This window comes from Thauera sp. JM12B12 (assembly GCF_039614725.1).
In the GTDB taxonomy this organism is placed as follows: Bacteria; Pseudomonadota; Gammaproteobacteria; order Burkholderiales; family Rhodocyclaceae; genus Thauera.
In genome coordinates this window covers 535,477-552,106 of the sequence record NZ_CP154859.1, presented here as the reverse complement: position 1 = coordinate 552,106, position 16,630 = coordinate 535,477, and the positions used below count along the sequence as shown (strand labels likewise).

The 16,630-nt window shown below is 64.7% G+C and carries 19 protein-coding genes; 14 read left to right on the top strand and 5 right to left on the bottom strand.

What is annotated here, in order from left to right; genetic code table 11:
• Nucleotides 1–53 precede the first annotated feature (53 nt).
• The 7 genes from urtA to AAG895_RS02355 all read left to right on the top strand — a co-directional run bounded on the left by urtA (nucleotide 54) and on the right by AAG895_RS02355 (nucleotide 6,749).
• Nucleotides 54–1,304 carry an urea ABC transporter substrate-binding protein gene (gene urtA, locus AAG895_RS02385; RefSeq protein ID WP_345793969.1) on the top strand — a complete coding sequence of 417 codons (1,251 nt, stop codon included), beginning with the start codon at nucleotides 54–56 and terminating at the stop codon, nucleotides 1,302–1,304.
• 82 nt (nucleotides 1,305–1,386) lie between these two features.
• Entirely contained in the window at nucleotides 1,387–2,301 is a 915-nt protein-coding gene (urtB, locus tag AAG895_RS02380; protein WP_345793968.1) for an urea ABC transporter permease subunit UrtB, read from the top strand.
• A gap of 61 nt (nucleotides 2,302–2,362) precedes the next feature.
• Complete coding sequence (gene urtC, locus AAG895_RS02375; RefSeq protein WP_345793967.1) at nucleotides 2,363–3,595, top strand: urea ABC transporter permease subunit UrtC; 1,233 nt, start codon at nucleotides 2,363–2,365, stop codon at nucleotides 3,593–3,595.
• 21 nt (nucleotides 3,596–3,616) lie between these two features.
• Nucleotides 3,617–4,360 (top strand): urea ABC transporter ATP-binding protein UrtD, encoded by a 744-nt coding sequence (gene urtD / locus AAG895_RS02370; RefSeq protein ID WP_345793966.1) that lies wholly within the window; start codon nucleotides 3,617–3,619, stop codon nucleotides 4,358–4,360.
• A gap of 32 nt (nucleotides 4,361–4,392) precedes the next feature.
• Complete coding sequence (gene urtE / locus AAG895_RS02365; RefSeq protein ID WP_345793965.1) at nucleotides 4,393–5,082, top strand: urea ABC transporter ATP-binding subunit UrtE; 690 nt, start codon at nucleotides 4,393–4,395, stop codon at nucleotides 5,080–5,082.
• A 21-nt stretch (nucleotides 5,083–5,103) separates the two neighbouring features.
• Nucleotides 5,104–6,336, top strand: a complete 1,233-nt coding sequence (fmdA, locus tag AAG895_RS02360; protein WP_345793964.1) for a formamidase — start codon at nucleotides 5,104–5,106, stop codon at nucleotides 6,334–6,336.
• A gap of 68 nt (nucleotides 6,337–6,404) precedes the next feature.
• Nucleotides 6,405–6,749 carry a zinc ribbon domain-containing protein gene (locus tag AAG895_RS02355; RefSeq protein WP_345793963.1) on the top strand — a complete coding sequence of 115 codons (345 nt, stop codon included), beginning with the start codon at nucleotides 6,405–6,407 and terminating at the stop codon, nucleotides 6,747–6,749.
• Between the two features lie 55 nt (nucleotides 6,750–6,804).
• On the opposite strand, the gene AAG895_RS02350 is transcribed toward AAG895_RS02355, so the two are convergent.
• Together AAG895_RS02350 and AAG895_RS02345 are read right to left on the bottom strand one after the other, a co-directional pair.
• Nucleotides 6,805–6,996 (bottom strand): hypothetical protein, encoded by a 192-nt coding sequence (locus AAG895_RS02350; RefSeq protein ID WP_345793962.1) that lies wholly within the window; start codon nucleotides 6,994–6,996, stop codon nucleotides 6,805–6,807.
• 579 nt (nucleotides 6,997–7,575) lie between these two features.
• Nucleotides 7,576–8,505 carry a LysR family transcriptional regulator gene (locus AAG895_RS02345; protein ID WP_345793961.1) on the bottom strand — a complete coding sequence of 310 codons (930 nt, stop codon included), beginning with the start codon at nucleotides 8,503–8,505 and terminating at the stop codon, nucleotides 7,576–7,578.
• A gap of 115 nt (nucleotides 8,506–8,620) precedes the next feature.
• Between AAG895_RS02345 and AAG895_RS02340 the strand changes: the two genes are divergently transcribed.
• Genes AAG895_RS02340 through AAG895_RS02325 form a run of 4 tightly spaced genes read left to right on the top strand, consistent with a single transcriptional unit; the run spans nucleotide 8,621 to nucleotide 12,206 of the window.
• Nucleotides 8,621–9,313, top strand: coding sequence for a type 1 glutamine amidotransferase domain-containing protein (locus tag AAG895_RS02340; protein WP_345793960.1), 693 nt, complete (start codon nucleotides 8,621–8,623; stop codon nucleotides 9,311–9,313).
• A gap of 35 nt (nucleotides 9,314–9,348) precedes the next feature.
• A complete protein-coding gene (locus AAG895_RS02335) occupies nucleotides 9,349–10,455 on the top strand; it encodes an NADH:flavin oxidoreductase/NADH oxidase (protein ID WP_345793959.1) in 1,107 nt (368 codons plus the stop codon).
• A 50-nt stretch (nucleotides 10,456–10,505) separates the two neighbouring features.
• Entirely contained in the window at nucleotides 10,506–11,777 is a 1,272-nt protein-coding gene (locus AAG895_RS02330; RefSeq protein WP_345793958.1) for an L-dopachrome tautomerase-related protein, read from the top strand.
• 9 nt (nucleotides 11,778–11,786) lie between these two features.
• Nucleotides 11,787–12,206, top strand: coding sequence for a VOC family protein (locus tag AAG895_RS02325; protein ID WP_345793957.1), 420 nt, complete (start codon nucleotides 11,787–11,789; stop codon nucleotides 12,204–12,206).
• A gap of 350 nt (nucleotides 12,207–12,556) precedes the next feature.
• On the opposite strand, the gene AAG895_RS02320 is transcribed toward AAG895_RS02325, so the two are convergent.
• Nucleotides 12,557–13,192 carry an FMN-binding negative transcriptional regulator gene (locus AAG895_RS02320; RefSeq protein WP_345793956.1) on the bottom strand — a complete coding sequence of 212 codons (636 nt, stop codon included), beginning with the start codon at nucleotides 13,190–13,192 and terminating at the stop codon, nucleotides 12,557–12,559.
• A gap of 103 nt (nucleotides 13,193–13,295) precedes the next feature.
• Here AAG895_RS02320 and AAG895_RS02315 point away from each other — a divergent pair, with 103 nt between their 5' ends.
• From AAG895_RS02315 to AAG895_RS02305, 3 genes are all read left to right on the top strand, one after another.
• Nucleotides 13,296–14,804 (top strand): PLP-dependent aminotransferase family protein, encoded by a 1,509-nt coding sequence (locus tag AAG895_RS02315; protein ID WP_345793955.1) that lies wholly within the window; start codon nucleotides 13,296–13,298, stop codon nucleotides 14,802–14,804.
• A gap of 625 nt (nucleotides 14,805–15,429) precedes the next feature.
• Nucleotides 15,430–15,678 (top strand): type II toxin-antitoxin system Phd/YefM family antitoxin, encoded by a 249-nt coding sequence (locus tag AAG895_RS02310; protein ID WP_277079918.1) that lies wholly within the window; start codon nucleotides 15,430–15,432, stop codon nucleotides 15,676–15,678.
• Nucleotides 15,675–16,088, top strand: coding sequence for a type II toxin-antitoxin system VapC family toxin (locus AAG895_RS02305; protein ID WP_345793954.1), 414 nt, complete (start codon nucleotides 15,675–15,677; stop codon nucleotides 16,086–16,088). Before AAG895_RS02310 ends, AAG895_RS02305 begins: the two co-directional genes overlap by 4 nt.
• A gap of 39 nt (nucleotides 16,089–16,127) precedes the next feature.
• On the opposite strand, the gene AAG895_RS02300 is transcribed toward AAG895_RS02305, so the two are convergent.
• Nucleotides 16,128–16,367, bottom strand: a complete 240-nt coding sequence (locus AAG895_RS02300) for a DUF2442 domain-containing protein (protein WP_345793953.1) — start codon at nucleotides 16,365–16,367, stop codon at nucleotides 16,128–16,130.
• Entirely contained in the window at nucleotides 16,360–16,599 is a 240-nt protein-coding gene (locus AAG895_RS02295) for a DUF4160 domain-containing protein (RefSeq protein ID WP_345793952.1), read from the bottom strand. Before AAG895_RS02295 ends, AAG895_RS02300 begins: the two co-directional genes overlap by 8 nt.
• Nucleotides 16,600–16,630 lie beyond the last annotated feature (31 nt).

Genomic DNA, 16,630 nt, shown 5'->3' with positions numbered 1-16,630 from the left:
GGCCCGCCGCCTCGCCAGATCCGTGTTGCAGCCCACTCATCAAGGAGCGATCCATGTCCGACAAGCACCTGCCTTCGTCCTCGCGCCGCACGTTCATGCTCGGCGCCGCCGCCCTCCCGCTCGCGCTGGCGATGTCCCGCATGGGCCACGCCGCCGCGCTGCCCACCGCCCAGGTCAACACCACCGGCCTCGCCGTCACCGACACCGAGGTCGTGGTCGGCCAGCTGCACTCGGCCACCGGCACCATGGCCATCTCCGAGACCGGCTCGATCCAGGCCGAACAGCTCGCCATCGACCAGATCAACGCCATGGGCGGCATCCTCGGCCGCAAGATCCGCGTCATCAAGGAAGACGGCGCCTCCGACTGGCCGACCTTCGCCGAGAAGTCGCGCAAGCTGCTGGTCAATGACAAGGTCGCCACCGTGTTCGGCTGCTGGACCTCGGCCTCGCGCAAGGCGGTGCTGCCGATCTTCGAGAAGGAAAACGGCCTGCTCTACTACCCGACCTTCTACGAAGGCCTGGAGCAGTCGAAGAACGTCATCTACACCGGCCAGGAAGCCACCCAGCAGATCCTCTACGGCCTGGACTGGGCGAAGAAGGAGAAGGGCGCGCAGAAGGTCTTCCTGGTGGGCTCGGACTACATCTGGCCGCGCACCTCGATGAAGATCGCGCGCAAGCACATCGAGAACTTCCAGGGCGGCAAGGTCGTCGGCGAGGAGTACTACCCGCTCGGCAACACCAACTTCAACTCGCTGATCAACAAGATCAAGATCGCCAAGCCCGACTGCATCTTCGCGGCCGTGGTCGGCGGCTCGAACGTGGCCTTCTACAAGCAGTTGAAGGCCGCCGGCATCACCGGCGCCAAGCAGTTCCTGCTCACGCTGTCGGTGACCGAGGACGAGATGCTGGGCATCGGCGGCGAGAACTTCGAGGGCTTCTACTCCTCGATGAAGTACTTCCAGACCCTCGACAACCCCAACAACAAGGCCTTCGTCGAAGCCTTCAAGGCGGCCTACGGACCCAAGTCGGTCATCGGCGACGTCACCCAGGCGGCCTACCTCGGCCCCTGGCTGTGGAAGGCGGCGGTCGAGAAGGCGGGCAGCTTCGATGTGGACAAGGTGGTCGCCGCCTCGCCGGGCATCGAGCTGCCGACCGCGCCCGAGGGCTACGTGAAGATCCACGCGAACCACCACCTCTACAGCAAGGCCCGCATCGCCCAGGGCCAGGCCGACGGCACCTTCAAGGTGGTGGCCGAGTCGCCCGAGCTGATCGAGCCGGATCCCTTCCCCAAGGGCTACCAGTAAGCCAAGCGGCCGCCGCGGCGCAGGCCGCGGCGGTTTCCGGCTGTTCACAGCCGCCTTCCGCCCACCCCTCCGGAGGTCCGTCATGTCGTTCGAGGAAATCTACAACATCACCCTGATGCAGGGTTTTGCCGGCCTGAGCCTGTTCGCGGTGCTGCTGCTGATGGGGCTCGGCCTGGCGATCATCTTCGGCCAGATGGGCGTCATCAACATGGCGCATGGCGAGTTCATGACCATCGGCGCCTACACCATCTTCCTGCTCTCGAGCCTAACCGAGAGCTACGCCCCGGGCCTGCTCCAGGCCTACTTCCCGTTCGCCATCGTGTGCGCCTTCCTCGTCGCCTTCGCCTTCGGCTGGCTGGCGGAATGGGCGCTGATCCGGCACCTGTACAAGCGCCCGCTCGACACCCTGCTCGCCACCTGGGGGCTGTCGCTGGCCATGCAGCAGGCCTTCCGCACCATCATCGGGCCGAAGGAAGTCAGCCCCACCCTGCCCGACTGGCTGATGGGCTCGTGGTCGCCGGCCGAGGGCCTCGACATCCCGATCAACGGCATGTTCGTGCTCGGGCTGACCATCGTCGTCACCGGCGGCGTGCTGCTCGCGCTCTACAAGTCGCGCTGGGGCCTGCGCGTTCGCGCCACGGTCGCCAACCGCAGCATGGCCAACGCCATCGGCATCAACACCACGCGCACCGACCGCGTCACCTTCGCCATCGGCTGCGGCATCGCCGGCGTGGCCGGGGCGGCCTTCACCACCATCGGCTCGACCGGCCCGACCAGCGGCTCGCTCTACATCGTCGACGCCTTCCTGGTGGTGACCTTCGGCGGCGCGGCCAGCCTGTGGGGCACGGTGGTCTCGGCCTTCGGCATCGCGCAGACGCAGTCGATCTCCGAGTTCTTCCTGTCCGGCTCGATGGCCAAGGTGCTCACCCTGCTGCTGATCGTGACCATCCTGATGCTGCGCCCGCAAGGCCTGTTCGCCTCCAAGGTGCGTCGCTGAACGCCGCCCGATGGTAGGCCCACACCCGACCGAACCCCGAATCCAAGACCGGAGATTGATCATGGATGCACTCAAATCCTGGCTGGGACGCAGCGGCCTCGCCAGCGTCGCGATCCTCGCCGTCCTGCTGCTGGTGGTGTTCCCGCTGGCGATGGACACCTTCCGCCTGAACCTGGTGGGCAAGTACCTCACCTACGGATTCGTCGCCATCGGCCTCGTCATGCTGTGGGGCTACGGCGGCGTGCTGAGCCTGGGCCAGGGCGTGTTCTTCGGCCTCGGCGGCTACGCCATGGCCATGTTCCTGAAGCTCGAGGCCTCCGACCCCGAGAGCACGAAGATCCAATCCACCCCGGGCATCCCCGACTTCATGGACTGGAACCAGCTCACCGCGCTGCCGTGGTGGTGGGAGCCGTTCAACTCCTTCGGCTTCACGCTGTTCGCGGTGGTCGCGGTGCCGGTGCTGCTGGCCTTCGTCATCAGCTACGCGATGTTCAAGCGCCGCGTCGGCGGGGTGTATTTCGCCATCATCACCCAGGCGGTGGCGCTGATCCTGACCGTGCTCATCATCGGCCAGCAGGGCTACACCGGCGGCGTCAACGGCATGACCGATCTCAAGACGCTGATGGGCTGGGACATCCGCACCGACGAAGCCAAGACGCTGCTGTACTTCCTCACCGCCGCCCTGCTGCTCGGCGCCATCCTGCTGTGCCGCTGGATCCAGCTCAGCAAGCTCGGCACCCTGCTGCTGGCCATGCGCGACAAGGAAGACCGCGTGCGCTTCTCGGGCTACGACGTGTCGATGTTCAAGGTCTTCGCCTTCTGCCTGGCGGCCGCGCTGTCGGCCATCGGCGGCGCGATGTTCACGCTGCAGGTCGGCTTCATGTCGCCGTCCTTCGTCGGCATCGTGCCCTCGATCGAGATGGTGATCTTCGCCGCGGTGGGCGGGCGCATGAGCCTGGTGGGCGCGGTGTATGGCGCGCTGCTGGTCAATTTCGGCAAGACCTACTTCTCCGAGACCTTCCCCGACCTGTGGCTGTTCCTGATGGCGGCGCTCTTCATCGGCGTGGTCATGGCCTTCCCCAACGGCCTGGCCGGCCTCTACGAGAGCCACGTCAAGCCCTGGCTGGCGCGCCGCAAGCAGGCGCCCGCGCCGGCCGGCACCGGCGGCGAGCCGCCGGCCCCGACGGCCGAACCCGCGCCCGCCCACAAGCCGGCCGCGGTCGCCACCGCCACGCCCGCCGCCCCGGCCAGCGGTCCCGGCCTCGGCGCCAAGGTCAGCAGCCAGTCGGCCTGACGGAACAGGGAGACCCACATCATGAGCAACACCGACTTCGTCCTCGCCGTGGAAGACCTGACGGTCTCCTTCGACGGCTTCAAGGCCATCGACAGCCTCAACCTCTACGTCGATCGCGGCGAGTTGCGCGTGGTCATCGGCCCCAACGGCGCCGGCAAGACCACCCTGCTCGACCTCATCTGCGGCAAGACCAAGGCCTCGGCCGGCAGCATCAAGTTCAAGAACCAGGAGATGACCCGGCTGCCCGAGCACATGATCGTGCGCGCCGGCATCGGGCGGAAGTTCCAGACCCCGTCCATCTACGAAAACCTCAGCGTGTTCAAGAACCTGGAGGTGTCCTTCCCGCGCGGTCGCGGCGTCTTCGGCGCGCTCGGCTTCAAGTGCGACGACGCCGTGCAGGGCAAGGTCGATGAGGTCGCCGGAATGATCGGCCTCGCCGACCGCCTCGACCTCGAGGCCGGCCTGCTGTCGCACGGCCAGAAGCAGTGGCTGGAGATCGGCATGCTGCTGATGCAGGACCCCGAGCTGCTGATGCTCGACGAGCCCATCGCCGGCATGAGCGCACGCGAGCGCGAACTGACCGCCGACCTGCTCAAGCGCATCTGCCAGAACCGGTCGGTGATCGTCATCGAGCACGACATGGATTTCGTCGCCCGCATCGCCCACAAGGTCACGGTGATGCACCAGGGAAAGATCCTCGCCGAAGGCTCGATGGACAAGGTCCAGTCCGATCCCAAGGTCATCGACGTCTATCTAGGCCACTGAGCCCAGGCAACTGAACCTCCTCGGAGAACACCATGCTCAAGGTATCCAACCTCGTCGTGAACTACGGCCAGAGCGAGGCGCTGCACGGCATCTCGTTCGCCGCCGAACGCAATGAAGCCGTCGCCATCATGGGCCGCAACGGCATGGGCAAGACCACGCTGTTCAAGTCGCTGATGGGCGTGCTGCCGCTCAAGTCCGGCAGCGTCGAGGTCGACGGCCAGGAAGTCGGCAAGGACGAGAGCTTTCGCCGCGTGGCAAAGGGCATCGCCTACGTGCCGCAGGGGCGGATGATCTTCCCCACCCTCACCGTCGAGGAGAACATCCACACCGGCCTGGAGAACGCCAAGGTCAAGAAGGTGCCCGACGAGATCTATGCGCTGTTCCCGGTGCTGTGGGACATGCGCCGGCGCAAGGGCGGCAACCTCTCCGGCGGCCAGCAGCAGCAGCTGGCGATCGCCCGCGCGCTCGTCACCGACCCCAAGGTGCTGCTGCTCGACGAACCCACCGAGGGCATCCAGCCCTCGATCATCAAGGACATCGCGAAGGCGCTCAACGAGATCCGCAAGATCCGCAAGATCACCATCGTCGTGTCCGAACAGGTCCTTTCCTTCGCGATGGACGTGGCCGACCGCCTGTTCGTCATCGAAGGCGGACGCCTCGTCCATGAAAGCGCGCGCGCCGACACCGACGAAGCCCACATCAAGCAGTTCCTCTCCGTGTAACCCACCAAAAAGAGGTGTGCCATGCCTGAAACGCTGATCAAGGTCGACCTGAAGCAGTCCCCGTACGAGAACGAGATGGTGCACAACCGCTGGCACCCGGACATCCCGATGGCGTGCTGGGTGAAGCCCGGCGACGACTTCGTCCTCGAGACCTACGACTGGACCGGCGGCGCCATCAAGAACGACGACGACGCCTCCGACGTGCGCGACGTGGACCTGTCCACCGTGCACTTCCTGTCCGGCCCGGTCGGCGTCGAAGGCGCCGAGCCCGGCGACCTGCTGGTGGTCGACCTGCTCGACATCGGCGCCAAGGACGACAGCCTGTGGGGCTTCAACGGCTTCTTCTCGAAGAACAACGGCGGCGGCTTCCTCACCGAGCACTTCCCGCATGCGCAGAAGTCGATCTGGGACTTCGAGGGCATGTTCACCAAGAGCCGCCACATCCCCGGCGTGCGCTTCCCCGGCCTCATCCACCCCGGCCTGATCGGCTGCCTGCCCGACCAGAAGATGCTCGACATGTGGAACGAGCGCGAGGTGGACTTCATCGCCACCCAGCCCGACCGCGTACCGCCGCTGGCCAACCCGCCCTGCGCCCCCACCGCCCACCTCGGCAAGCTGCAGGGCGAAGCGCGCGACAAGGCCGCCGCCGAAGGCGCCCGCACCGTGCCGCCGCGCGAACACGGCGGCAACTGCGACATCAAGGACTTGTCGCGCGGCTCGCGCGTGTTCTTCCCGGTGTATGTGAAGGGCGCCGGCCTGTCCGTGGGCGACCTGCACTTCTCCCAGGGCGACGGCGAAATCACCTTCTGCGGCGCCATCGAGATGGCCGGCTGGGTGCACATGAAGGTCAGCCTGATCAAGGGCGGCATGGCCAAGTACGGCATCAAGAACCCGATCTTCAAGCCCAGCCCGATCACCCCGCAGTTCAAGGACTACGTGATCTTCGAAGGCATCTCGGTCGACGAGCAGGGCAAGCAGCACTACCTGGACGTGCACGTCGCCTACCGCCAGGCCTGCCTCAACGCCATCGAGTACCTGAAGAAGTTCGGCTACTCCGGCGCCCAGGCCTACTCCATCCTCGGCACCGCGCCGGTGCAGGGTCATATCAGCGGCGTGGTCGACATCCCCAACGCCTGCGCCACGCTGTGGCTGCCCACCGAGATCTTCGACTTCGACATCAACCCCACCGCCGAAGGGCCGACCAAGTTCATCACCGGCGCGGTCGATATGCCGATCGCCTACGACAAGACCTGAGCCCGTTTCACCCCAGCCCCGCCCGCCGCCGCAGCCCGCGCGGCGGGCACCGCCACCGGGAGCCCACCATGCCGACCTACGAATACTTCTGCGAAGACTGCGGCGACTTCTCCGCCCTGCGCCCCATGAGCGCGCGCAACGAACCCTGCGCCTGCCCCCACTGCGGCGCGGAGGCCTACCGCGTCATGCTCAGCGCGCCGACGCTGGCCACGATGGACGGCGCCACCCGCAGCGCGCATGCCACCAACGAACGCGCGGCCCATGCGCCGATGACCAGCGCGGAATATGCGACGCGGCACAAGCATGGACCGGGGTGCGGGTGTTGTAGTGGGAAGCCGTCGACGTCGACGGTGAGGGCGGCGGATGGGTCGAAGGCGTTTCCGACGAAAAGGCCGTGGATGATTAGTCATTGAGGGGGACGCAAGGGCGGAATCTAAGCCGAGTTGCCTCGCGCACCAGCTCGCCAGACTAGTAGATGTTTTTCAGGTGTTCATCGACGGTGCGGACATCCAGGGCACATAGCTCGGCCATCAGCTTCTGCGGCAACCAAACGCTTTCATCCTCAGGCCGAGCCTCGACGCCCTGCCCGCTGGCCTGACCGGTGAAGATCAGGAACTCAGCGGCGGTGTTTCGGATGAGTTTCTTCCCGTCCCCAGCCATCAGCCCCTCCTCGGCCTGAACGGTCGCCTAGGGCGACCTCCGCCTGATCGCCAACGACAGCTCTGGGGCACTCAGCCCGACCTCACACATTCGGCCATCACCGGCCGTTGGAGATCCGCCCAGGATTTCCCTCGCTGGATCGTCTTGGGTGACCGGTTTGCGGCGGCCAACTTGAACCCCGCCTTGGCTCGACCCGGCCAGTTGCTGTCCTTCGCGGCGGGCTCCAAACTCTTGCCCGATCGCGGCGGCGAGCGGCAGCTTTATGGCGACGAATCGGAGTGCCTCGTCGTCGCGCCTCGGCCATAAGGCGTCCTCCCCGACACGGGCGAAGATCTTGGCTCAGGGCGCCGATGAACGGCGGGTTTGCGGCAGCGAGATCGTGACAAGTCCGGCTCGACACACGATCAATCCCGCTGCCTGATTGGCAGCTTTGCCTGAACCAGCTTCACTGCCTCACTCAAGCGGCGCACCTCCGCGTCGATCTGCGAGATCGTCAAGCTGGCGTAGCCCAAGACCAGGCCTGCGCCATCACGAGCCGCTCGCGGCTGAGCAGGGGCTGTTGAAGCTTTACCGTCGAGTTCAGGCTCGGCGCGTGGACGGCGCAACGGCCTCTGCCAGATGCTGCACAAAAGCACGCACCCGGGCCGACAGGTGCCGGTTCTGCGGGTAGAGCACATGAAACGGCCGGGATCGGCCACCGTGGCCCTGCATCACCTCGACCAGATGACCGGCCTTCACAGCCTCGCGGGCGACGAAGTGGTAGATCTGGAACAGCCCGCCGCCTGCGGCCGCCCAGCCCACGCCGGCCAGCACGTCTTCGTGCACCCGCTGGCGGCTCTTGAAGCTGAAGTCGAGCTCCTCGCCCTCGGGAGTGCGCAGGATCCAGGGCATCGGCCGGCCCGTGCTGGGCACCACGAACTGGATCAAGTCGTGCTGGCGCAACTCGTCCAGAGTCTTGGGTTTGCCCCGCCGGCGCAGGTAGGCCGGTGAGCCGAAGATGCCGACGGTGGCCTCCTCCAACTTGCGAGACACCAGCCGCGAGTCCTTGGGCTCGCCCAGGCGGATGGCCAGGTCGTACCCGTCCTCGACGAAGTCGACGTTGCGGTTGGAGACGTTGAGCTCGACTTCCACACCCGGGTAGGCCGACATGAAACCGGGCAGCACCGGCACCACGCGGTGGTGACCGTACACGGTGCCCACGCTCACGCGCACCAGTCCCTTGGGCTCTGCCTGCTGTCCGGTCAGCGCGCGTTCGGCCTCGGCGATCTGCTCCAGCGCTTGCTGGCACTGGGCGTGGTAGAGCTCGCCACCCGGCGTGAGCCGCACGCTGCGCGTGGTTCGGTTGAACAGACGCACCCCCAGGCGCGTTTCCAGGCGGCTGATGGAGCGGCTCACCGACGCTGGCGTCAGGCCCAGCGACTCGGCCGCACCGGTGAAGCTGCCCAGCTCGGCGGCCTTGCAGAACAACTCGATGCTGCCCAGTTGCACGGGCTCGAAGGTGCGCGTCATTTGTTCAAGACTGTAATGAATGAAGTTCTACTGGTTCAGTTTATGAGATGCGACCGAATCAATACAGTCCTTCCCATCGCGCCACGGTGGCGCGGCAACTCCCAAAGGAAACCCCATGACTTCGCGCATCCTGATGATCGTCACCTCCAACGCCCGCATGGGCGACACCGGCAAGCCCACGGGCCTGTGGGCTGAAGAGTTGGCGGTGCCGTACTACGCGCTGGCCGATGCCGGCGTCGAGGTGACGCTGGCTTCGCCGGCCGGCGGCCCCGCACCCATTGACCCGGGCAGCGTCAAGCCGGTTGGCCAGAACGACCCGGTGGTCGAGCGCTTCCTGGCCGATACCGCCCTGCAGGCGCGCATTGCCGCGACGCCCAAGGCTTCGGCCTTCGACGGCGCCGAGTTCGATGCCCTGTTCTTCCCGGGTGGCCATGGCACGATGTGGGACCTGCCCGTCGACGCTGGCGTGACCCGTGCCGTCGAGCGCGCCTTTGCGGCCAAGAAGCTGATCGCTTCGGTCTGCCATGGTGCGGCGGGCCTTGTCACGGCCAAGCGTCCCGATGGGCAATCCATCGTGAAGGACCTGCGCGTCAACTCGTTCACCGACGCCGAGGAAGTGGCCGTGGGCCTGGAGAAGGTGGTGCCCTTCATGCTGGAGACGCGCCTCCGCGAACTGGGTGGGCGCTTCGAGGGCACGGGCAACTGGCAAGCCTTTGCGATCCGCGACGGCCAGTTGATCACCGGGCAGAACCCGCAGTCGTCGCACCTGGTGGCGCAAGAGCTGCTGGTGGCGCTGTCGGGCCGCTGAAGCCTGCCGATCTCAACCGCACCTGGAGAGCAACCGTGGCAGCCCTGTTCCAACAGCTGAAGCTCAAGGGGTTGACCTTGCGCAACCGCATCGGCGTGCCGCCCATGTGCCAGTACATGGCCCAGGACGGCCTGGCCAACGACTGGCACCACACGCACTACGCCACGCTGGCGCGTGGCGGCGCCGGGCTGGTGACCGTCGAGGCAACCGCCGTGTCACCCGAGGGTCGGATCACACCGGCCTGCCTGGGCCTGTGGAACGACACCCAAGCCGAGCCCCTGGCTGCCATCGCGCAGTCGATCCGGCGCGCCGGTGCGGTTCCCGGCATCCAGATCGGACACGCTGGGCGCAAGGCCAGCGCCCATCGCCCATGGGAGGGCGACGACCACATCCCAGAGGGTGATGCCACCGCCTGGCAGCCGATCTCGCCGTCGGCGATTGCATTCGGTGGCCATCTGGACCGCGTACCGCGCGCCATGGATCTCGATGACATCCAGCGTGTGCAGTTGGACTTCGTGGCCGCCGCACGCCGTGCGCGCGATGCTGGCTTCGAGTGGCTGGAGTTGCACTTCGCCCATGGCTACCTGGGACAGAGCTTCTTTTCCACCCATGCCAACGCGCGTGACGATGCCTACGGCGGCAGCCTCGAGAACCGCAGCCGCTTCCTGCTCGACACGCTGCGTGCGGTGCGCGGCATCTGGCCTGAGCGGCTGCCGTTGACGGCAAGGCTTGGCGTCATCGAGTACGACGGTGACGACGAGCGCACCTTGGCTGAGTCGATCTCGCTGTCGCGCCAGTTCAAGGCGGGAGGTCTGGACCTGCTCAGTGTCAGCGTTGGCTTCTCCACGCCAAAGGCGCAGGTGCCCTGGGGTCCCGGCTTCCTGGGGCCGGTCGCGGCACGGGTCCGCCGCGAGGCGGGCCTGCCGGTTTCCTCGGCCTGGGGCTTCGAGGACCCGGCGGTGGCGGAAGCCGCCATCGCGCAAGGCCAACTCGATCTCGCCCTCATGGGGCGGGCGCACCTCGCCAATCCGCATTGGCCCTATGCCGCCGCGCAGGCGCTGGGTCAGGCCCAGGCGGCCTGGGTGCTGCCGCCGCCCTACGCCCATTGGCTGGATCGCTACCGGGCCAGCCACGCGCGCTGAATCTTCATCACGGACGCCGCCATCCACGGATCGCGGTGATTGGAATCGACATGAACCTGAAACAACTCATCTCGTCGGCCGCCGCCTCGTTGGCGTGGACGACCGTCAGTGCTTTGTCTTTGCTGAGCGCATCCGCCCAAGTGCTGGCGGCGCCTGCCGGGGCAGCGCAATCCGGCGTGGAAGTGCGCCATGCCTGGGCCCGCACGAAGTGGGACTTCCCCACGTCGGCGCAGCGGGAGGCCTTTGAGGCCGAGCGGCTTTACACCAAAGCGCCGCTCTACGGCATCAAGGTCGATCGTCAGGGCCGCGTGTTCGCGAGCGTGGCCCGCATCCTGGATCCCCGTGTGCCGGCCACACTCAATCTCGTGGTGTCGAAGAACGGCCAATCGGTGCTGCAGCCTTACCCGACCTGGGAGGCCAACGACGCCACACGGCCCGAAGGCTTGCGCAGCGTGCTCGGCTTCACCATCGACAGCCACAACCGCCTGTGGGCGCTGGACATGGGCTACACCGGTGGCGAGACTCGTGCCGCGGCAGGGGGCCAAAAGCTGGTGGTCTTCGACCTCGACAGCGGCCGCGAACTGCGGCGCATCGCCTTGCCCGATGCCGTGGCTGATCCCGCCACGAGCTTCCTGAACGACATTGCCCTGGATGAGCGCCGGCAGGTGGCTTACATCAGCGACAGCGGCAGCCGCGCCGAAGGCGGCGCCGCTGGAGGCATCATCGTGCTGGATCTGAAGACCGGCACGGCCCGCCGCGTGCTCGACCGCTCGCCACTTACCGGTGACGACCCAGATCGCCCACTGCAGGTCAATGGCGAACCGGCGCTTCCCGGCGTGGCGCTCAAGGTCGGCATCAATGGCATCGCGCTCAGCCCGGACGGCCAACACCTGTACTGGTCGATCACCACGGGTGATGCGGTCTACCGTGTCGAGACTCGGCACTTGCGCGATGGCGCACTGCGCGACGCAGACATCGCGCGGCAGGTCACGGGTCCGATCCGGATCGGCGGTGGTTCAGATGGCATCGCAGTGGGCCGTGACGGCGCCGTTTACGCCACCAACGTCACCCTCAACCGCGTGCAGCGGATCGACCCCCGCAGCCTGACCGTGACGACCGTGGCCGAAGGCCCCGAATGGATCTGGCCCGATACGATGGCGTTTGACCATGAAGGCAGTCTGTGGGTCTCGACCAACCACCTCAACCATGCCTTCTCGGGCCGCATGGACTTCGACAAGGCCGAGCCCAACTTCCGCATCATGCGCATCCGCCTGGGCAGCCCACCGGCCGCCGGTGGCCGGTCGCACCCTGCTGTGAACTGACTGAACGCCATGCTCCAGCTGCGCCGGATCCACCACGTCGCCATCATCTGCTCGGATTTCGCGCGGTCGAAGGACTTCTACGTGAACCTGCTGGGCTTGCGCGTGGTGGCGGAGCACTTTCGCGTGGAACGCCAATCACACAAGCTCGATCTGGCCCTGCCCGATGGCAGCCAGATCGAACTGTTCTCGTTCCCGTCGCCACCGCCGCGCCCATCGCGACCCGAGGCACAGGGGCTCCGGCACCTGGCGTTTGCCGTCGATGACGTGGCGCAGGCCAAGGCTTGGCTCGAGTCGCGAGGCGTTGCGGTGGAACCCGTGCGGGTCGATGAGTACACCGGCCGGTGCTTCACGTTCTTTGCCGATCCTGATGGACTGCCGCTCGAACTCTACGAGTCGCACGTCCGGTCAGAACAAGCCTCCACACCTTGACGCCCGTGCGCTGGACGGCTTGTTCAGCGTCGGCCAACACCCGGTCATTCAAGCGGGATGCACGCCCCGCCGTTCATGGCCGCGTCCCGGGGGCCACGAACGTCTGCTTCCCGGAAGCTAAGCGAGTGACATCGAGATCCGCGCGTCCGACGGCTTCCGGGAGCATCGAACGGCAGCAGTGGGTCGACAACACTCGATGGCGAGCGACCGCTTATCGGACGTGAAATCTCACTGACCGCTTTACGGCAGCAAACATGAAGAGTCGTCGGCCGCGTCGCGACCCAATCCGGCCGTTCGCGGCAACCAGGGGTACTGGCTGCTTCGCGTTGATAACGGACCGCCCTTGGTTTCTATCGCACCTCCATCGCAGCCAACATCGACGGACAAACCTGCTCAGCCCTTAATCCGTCAATGACGCCCTGGCGGTCGGCAGGCAAACGGTTCTGACTCACCTTCCACTTCCCCTCGATTGAACTGATGGGAATCTCGATTCCCACAATGGCTTTGAGTTGTGCCGCGATAAAGTCTTGCGGGGCATCGGAGACCTTCCAGGGATGTTCGCGTTGACGCTCATGGTTGTTGGTCATTTCGTCGATTTGCGCCCGAACCCAGGTCGCATCATCAAAGACCACCGGTTTGCCGCGAACCTGGACCATCGCAAAGTTCCAAGTTGGCACGACTTTGCCGTTTTCAGCTTTGGACGGATACCACGAGGGTGTCACATAGCATTCGGGGCCTTGGAAAACCACCAATGCCTCGGCTCCCTCACGAAGAGCGTCCAGTTGCTTGTTTCCCCGCGCCAGATGTGCACGCAGTATCCCGTGTTCCCCTCCGACGTGAAGCGTGAAGGGAATCAGGTTTGCCATCAGGCCATTGCTCCCGGCGGTAATCAGCGTAGCTAAGGGGTGTGCGGAAACCAGGTCATGGAGAACATCAAGACGCTCTTCTCTAAACATAGATGGGCAGTGCATTTCGGTTCCTTTCATCAGTCAATTCGTGGGTGCATTTTTCCGGCAAACCGGACTATTATTAAGAGCCAGTTACCCATGAATTAAATGGTCCAGTTTTCTGCACAAGGGGAGCCTGCTTATGCCGCGTCGTCAGTTGTTGATAGAGATTCCTGCCCTTGGAGCGATTGACCGCACCCGAGGCGGAATTGGCCGGCAACTGGCCGAAGCGCTGCGCAACGCTATCTCCAGAGGGGAGTTGGCTGCTGGCGAGCGGCTGCCATCCACCAGGGCTTTGGCCGAGTCCTTGGGCGTTTCACGGGGTACCGTGACGGAAGCCTACGAGCAGTTGATGGCCGAAGGGTGTCTGGATGCACAGCCCGGTGCCAGCACACGGGTAGCGGCTACGCTTCATGAGCCGAATGCAGCCGTTCATCGCAGTTCAGTGGAACATACGGATTCCATACCGTCTCCGCCCAAGGCCGCAGCACGCTATGCAGCCATTGTCGAGCGCTTGGCGCCACTGCCCTCAATACCATTTTCCGTTGCCGTGCCAGAGGGGGCCGTGGCGATGGATGACCATTGGCGGCGGCTCAGTAACCGAGTGCGGGCATCGCAAGTCGCGGCGCCGTCAGGTTACAGTGACCCCAGTGGCCTGCTGACCTTGCGAGAAGCGATTGCGGACTATCTCCGGAAAGCACGCGCTGTTCGCTGTGGCCCAAAGAACATCATCATCACCGAAGGTACGCAGCAGGGACTCTATCTGGCTGCCCGGGTGTTGCTGTCACCGGGAGATGCTGCTTGGGCTGAGGACCCCGCCTACCCGGGACTGACTTCGGTACTCGAAGAGCGCGGCATCGAAGTGCAGCGAATCGCGGTAGATAGCCAAGGTTTCGATGTGGCCCGAGCCCTGGAGATGTGCCCCGCGGCCAAGGCTGCCTTTGTAACCCCTTCGCACCAGTACCCGATGGGAATGCCACTGAGCATGCCTAGACGCCTGGCACTCATCGAATGGGCAAGAAAGTCTGGTGGATGGATAGTCGAAGACGACTACGACAGTGAGTTGCGCTATGCCGGCCAACCGTTTCCTGCCATGCAAGGCTTGGATAACAACCGGGTCATCTATCTGGGGACATTCAGCAAGGTCTTGGCGCCGTCGCTTCGGCTAGGGTACGTCGTGGTGCCTGATTACTTGGCGAATGCCTTTGTCGGGGCGCGAGCTTTGATGGGTCGAGGTTCGCCATTGACAGAACAACATGTCATCGCGGCCTATATGAAAGAAGGCTACTTCGAGACTCATATCCGGCGGATTCGCGCCATCTACGGCGAGCGACGCCGGGCGCTGATTGATGCATTGCAAGTTGAACTGCCCGAGCTGTGTATCCAGCCGGCTGACCAAGGAATGCATATCGTTGCCTGGCTTCCCAATGGGCTAGACGATGTGGCCGTAGCGAAGGCTGCCAACAAAGCAGGGGTTGCGTTACGAGCCTTGTCGGCGATGTGCTCCAGCAATCTACCGCTATCCGGTTTGATGCTTGGCTTTGGTGGCTTCTCGAATGAGCAGCTGAGGGATGCGGCACGAAGCCTACGCCGAGTGCTTGAAGACGCGTTCCAAGAGACTCCCCCCGGCTGCTCGCTAATTGCCGAATAGCGTCTTTGCCAACTGACTGCTCAGCGATTCATAAGCAGGCGTTGCATGCCCAATTGACCAAGGTCAGCTCCTGGCCGGGTTGAGCCAAGGCGGGGTTCAAGTTGGCCGCCGTAAACCGGTCACCCAAGACGATCCAGCGAGGGAAATCCTGGCCGGATCTCCAACGGCAGGTGATGGCCGATTGGGTGAGGTCACCAACGGCCGCTTTGTAGAGTTCCAGTTCGCAGAGACGGGATTTGGCCGAGCGGCCGCTCAGGAGCGAGCTGACTGGCCGGATTGGGTCGCTCACGGAAGTCGGGGAACCGCGGAAACGGTCATTCCATATCGGTAATGGTGCTGCGGGCCGGATGACCGCACCGGCCGACAACCCGCCGCCTGCGCCCCAGAGCATCACTCTACAAACGACGCCGCCGCAGACAGCGCCCCGACGGCGGGCGATTCAACGACCCGGACACCATCTGCAAGGGTCCGGAGGCACTCACCTCCTAGATCGTGGGCACGCTTGAGGAAGATGCTGGAGCCGCTCTACTGGGGCCATGCCGGGAAAGCGCCTGCGTCGCGACTTGAGTGTTGACCGGACCGCCACTAAAATCTGACCATACTAGTCAGAAAAAGGAGAAACACAATGCAGACTTGGCAGATGCAGGAAGCTAAGGCGCGCATGTCGGAGTTGGTCAAGCGCGCCCAGACCCAGCCCCAGGACATCACCCTGCACGGCAAGTCAGTCGCAGTGGTGATCTCGCGCGAAACTTTTGATCGGTTGTCACAGGCGCAGGACTCGCTGGTGGACTTCATGCGACGCTCACCCTTGTTCGGAACAGACGACATAGCCCTCGAACGCGAGCAGAGCCTGACGCGCGAGGTCTTGTTTTGAGCTACCTGATCGACACCAACGTGTTGTCCGAACTGCGGCGCAAGTCTCCAGACCCCGGCGTGGTCGCCTGGTTTTCGCAGCGGCCGCCCACCACCCTGCATCTCTCTGTGCTGACGCTCGGCGAGATCCGCAAGAGCATTGAAGGCGTGGGTGACGAAGTTCGAAAGCAGACGCTGATCGATTGGCTCGAAACGGATCTCCCCACCTTCTTCACCGGGCGCATCCTCGACATCAATGGCGCAGTGGCCGATCGCTGGGGGCGTCTGGTCGCTGCAGCCGGACGACCGCTGCCCACGATCGACAGCCTGCTCGCAGCGACCGCCCTGGAACACGATCTGGTACTGGTGACACGCAACACCAAGGATTTCGCCGGTCTGCCCGTCGAGGTCTTCAACCCCTGGAATCAGTGACGCTCAACAGGGGGCTACGCTCGACCCCGCGCTCAAGGCTCAGCCTTGGCTGATCGCAGAGATGAGCGGAAACTTCTCAGGACACCGGATCGACTCGACGGACAGATCGACATCCAGCATCGGCCAATACAGATGATCCGCGCTTGGCCATTCGATCGTGGTCAGCTGCTCGATCGTGGCCTGCCGAAACCACGGAAAGTCGGAAAACGGCAACAGAAGCTCCTCGTCATCGAGCAGAAGCCAGAATCCGTTCTTCGAGATGTGGGTGACCTCAGCCACCGAAGTGTTCGCGCCAGGCATCGATGACCTCCTGAAGGTGACGAGCGACGATTCGCTCAGCTTCGACAAGTTCGCGCTCTGAAAGTCCGGTATGCGTCGCAAGCATCAGTGTCGGAGACAGCCAGAACTTGGCTTCGCCATGCGGATGAGCGACATGGACATGCATCCTCGACTCTTCCCTCGAGAAAAAGAAAAGCCGAAAAGGGCCATCACGGACAACGGTCGGCGCCACGGACTCTCCCAATAGCGGTTAAGCATCTGAA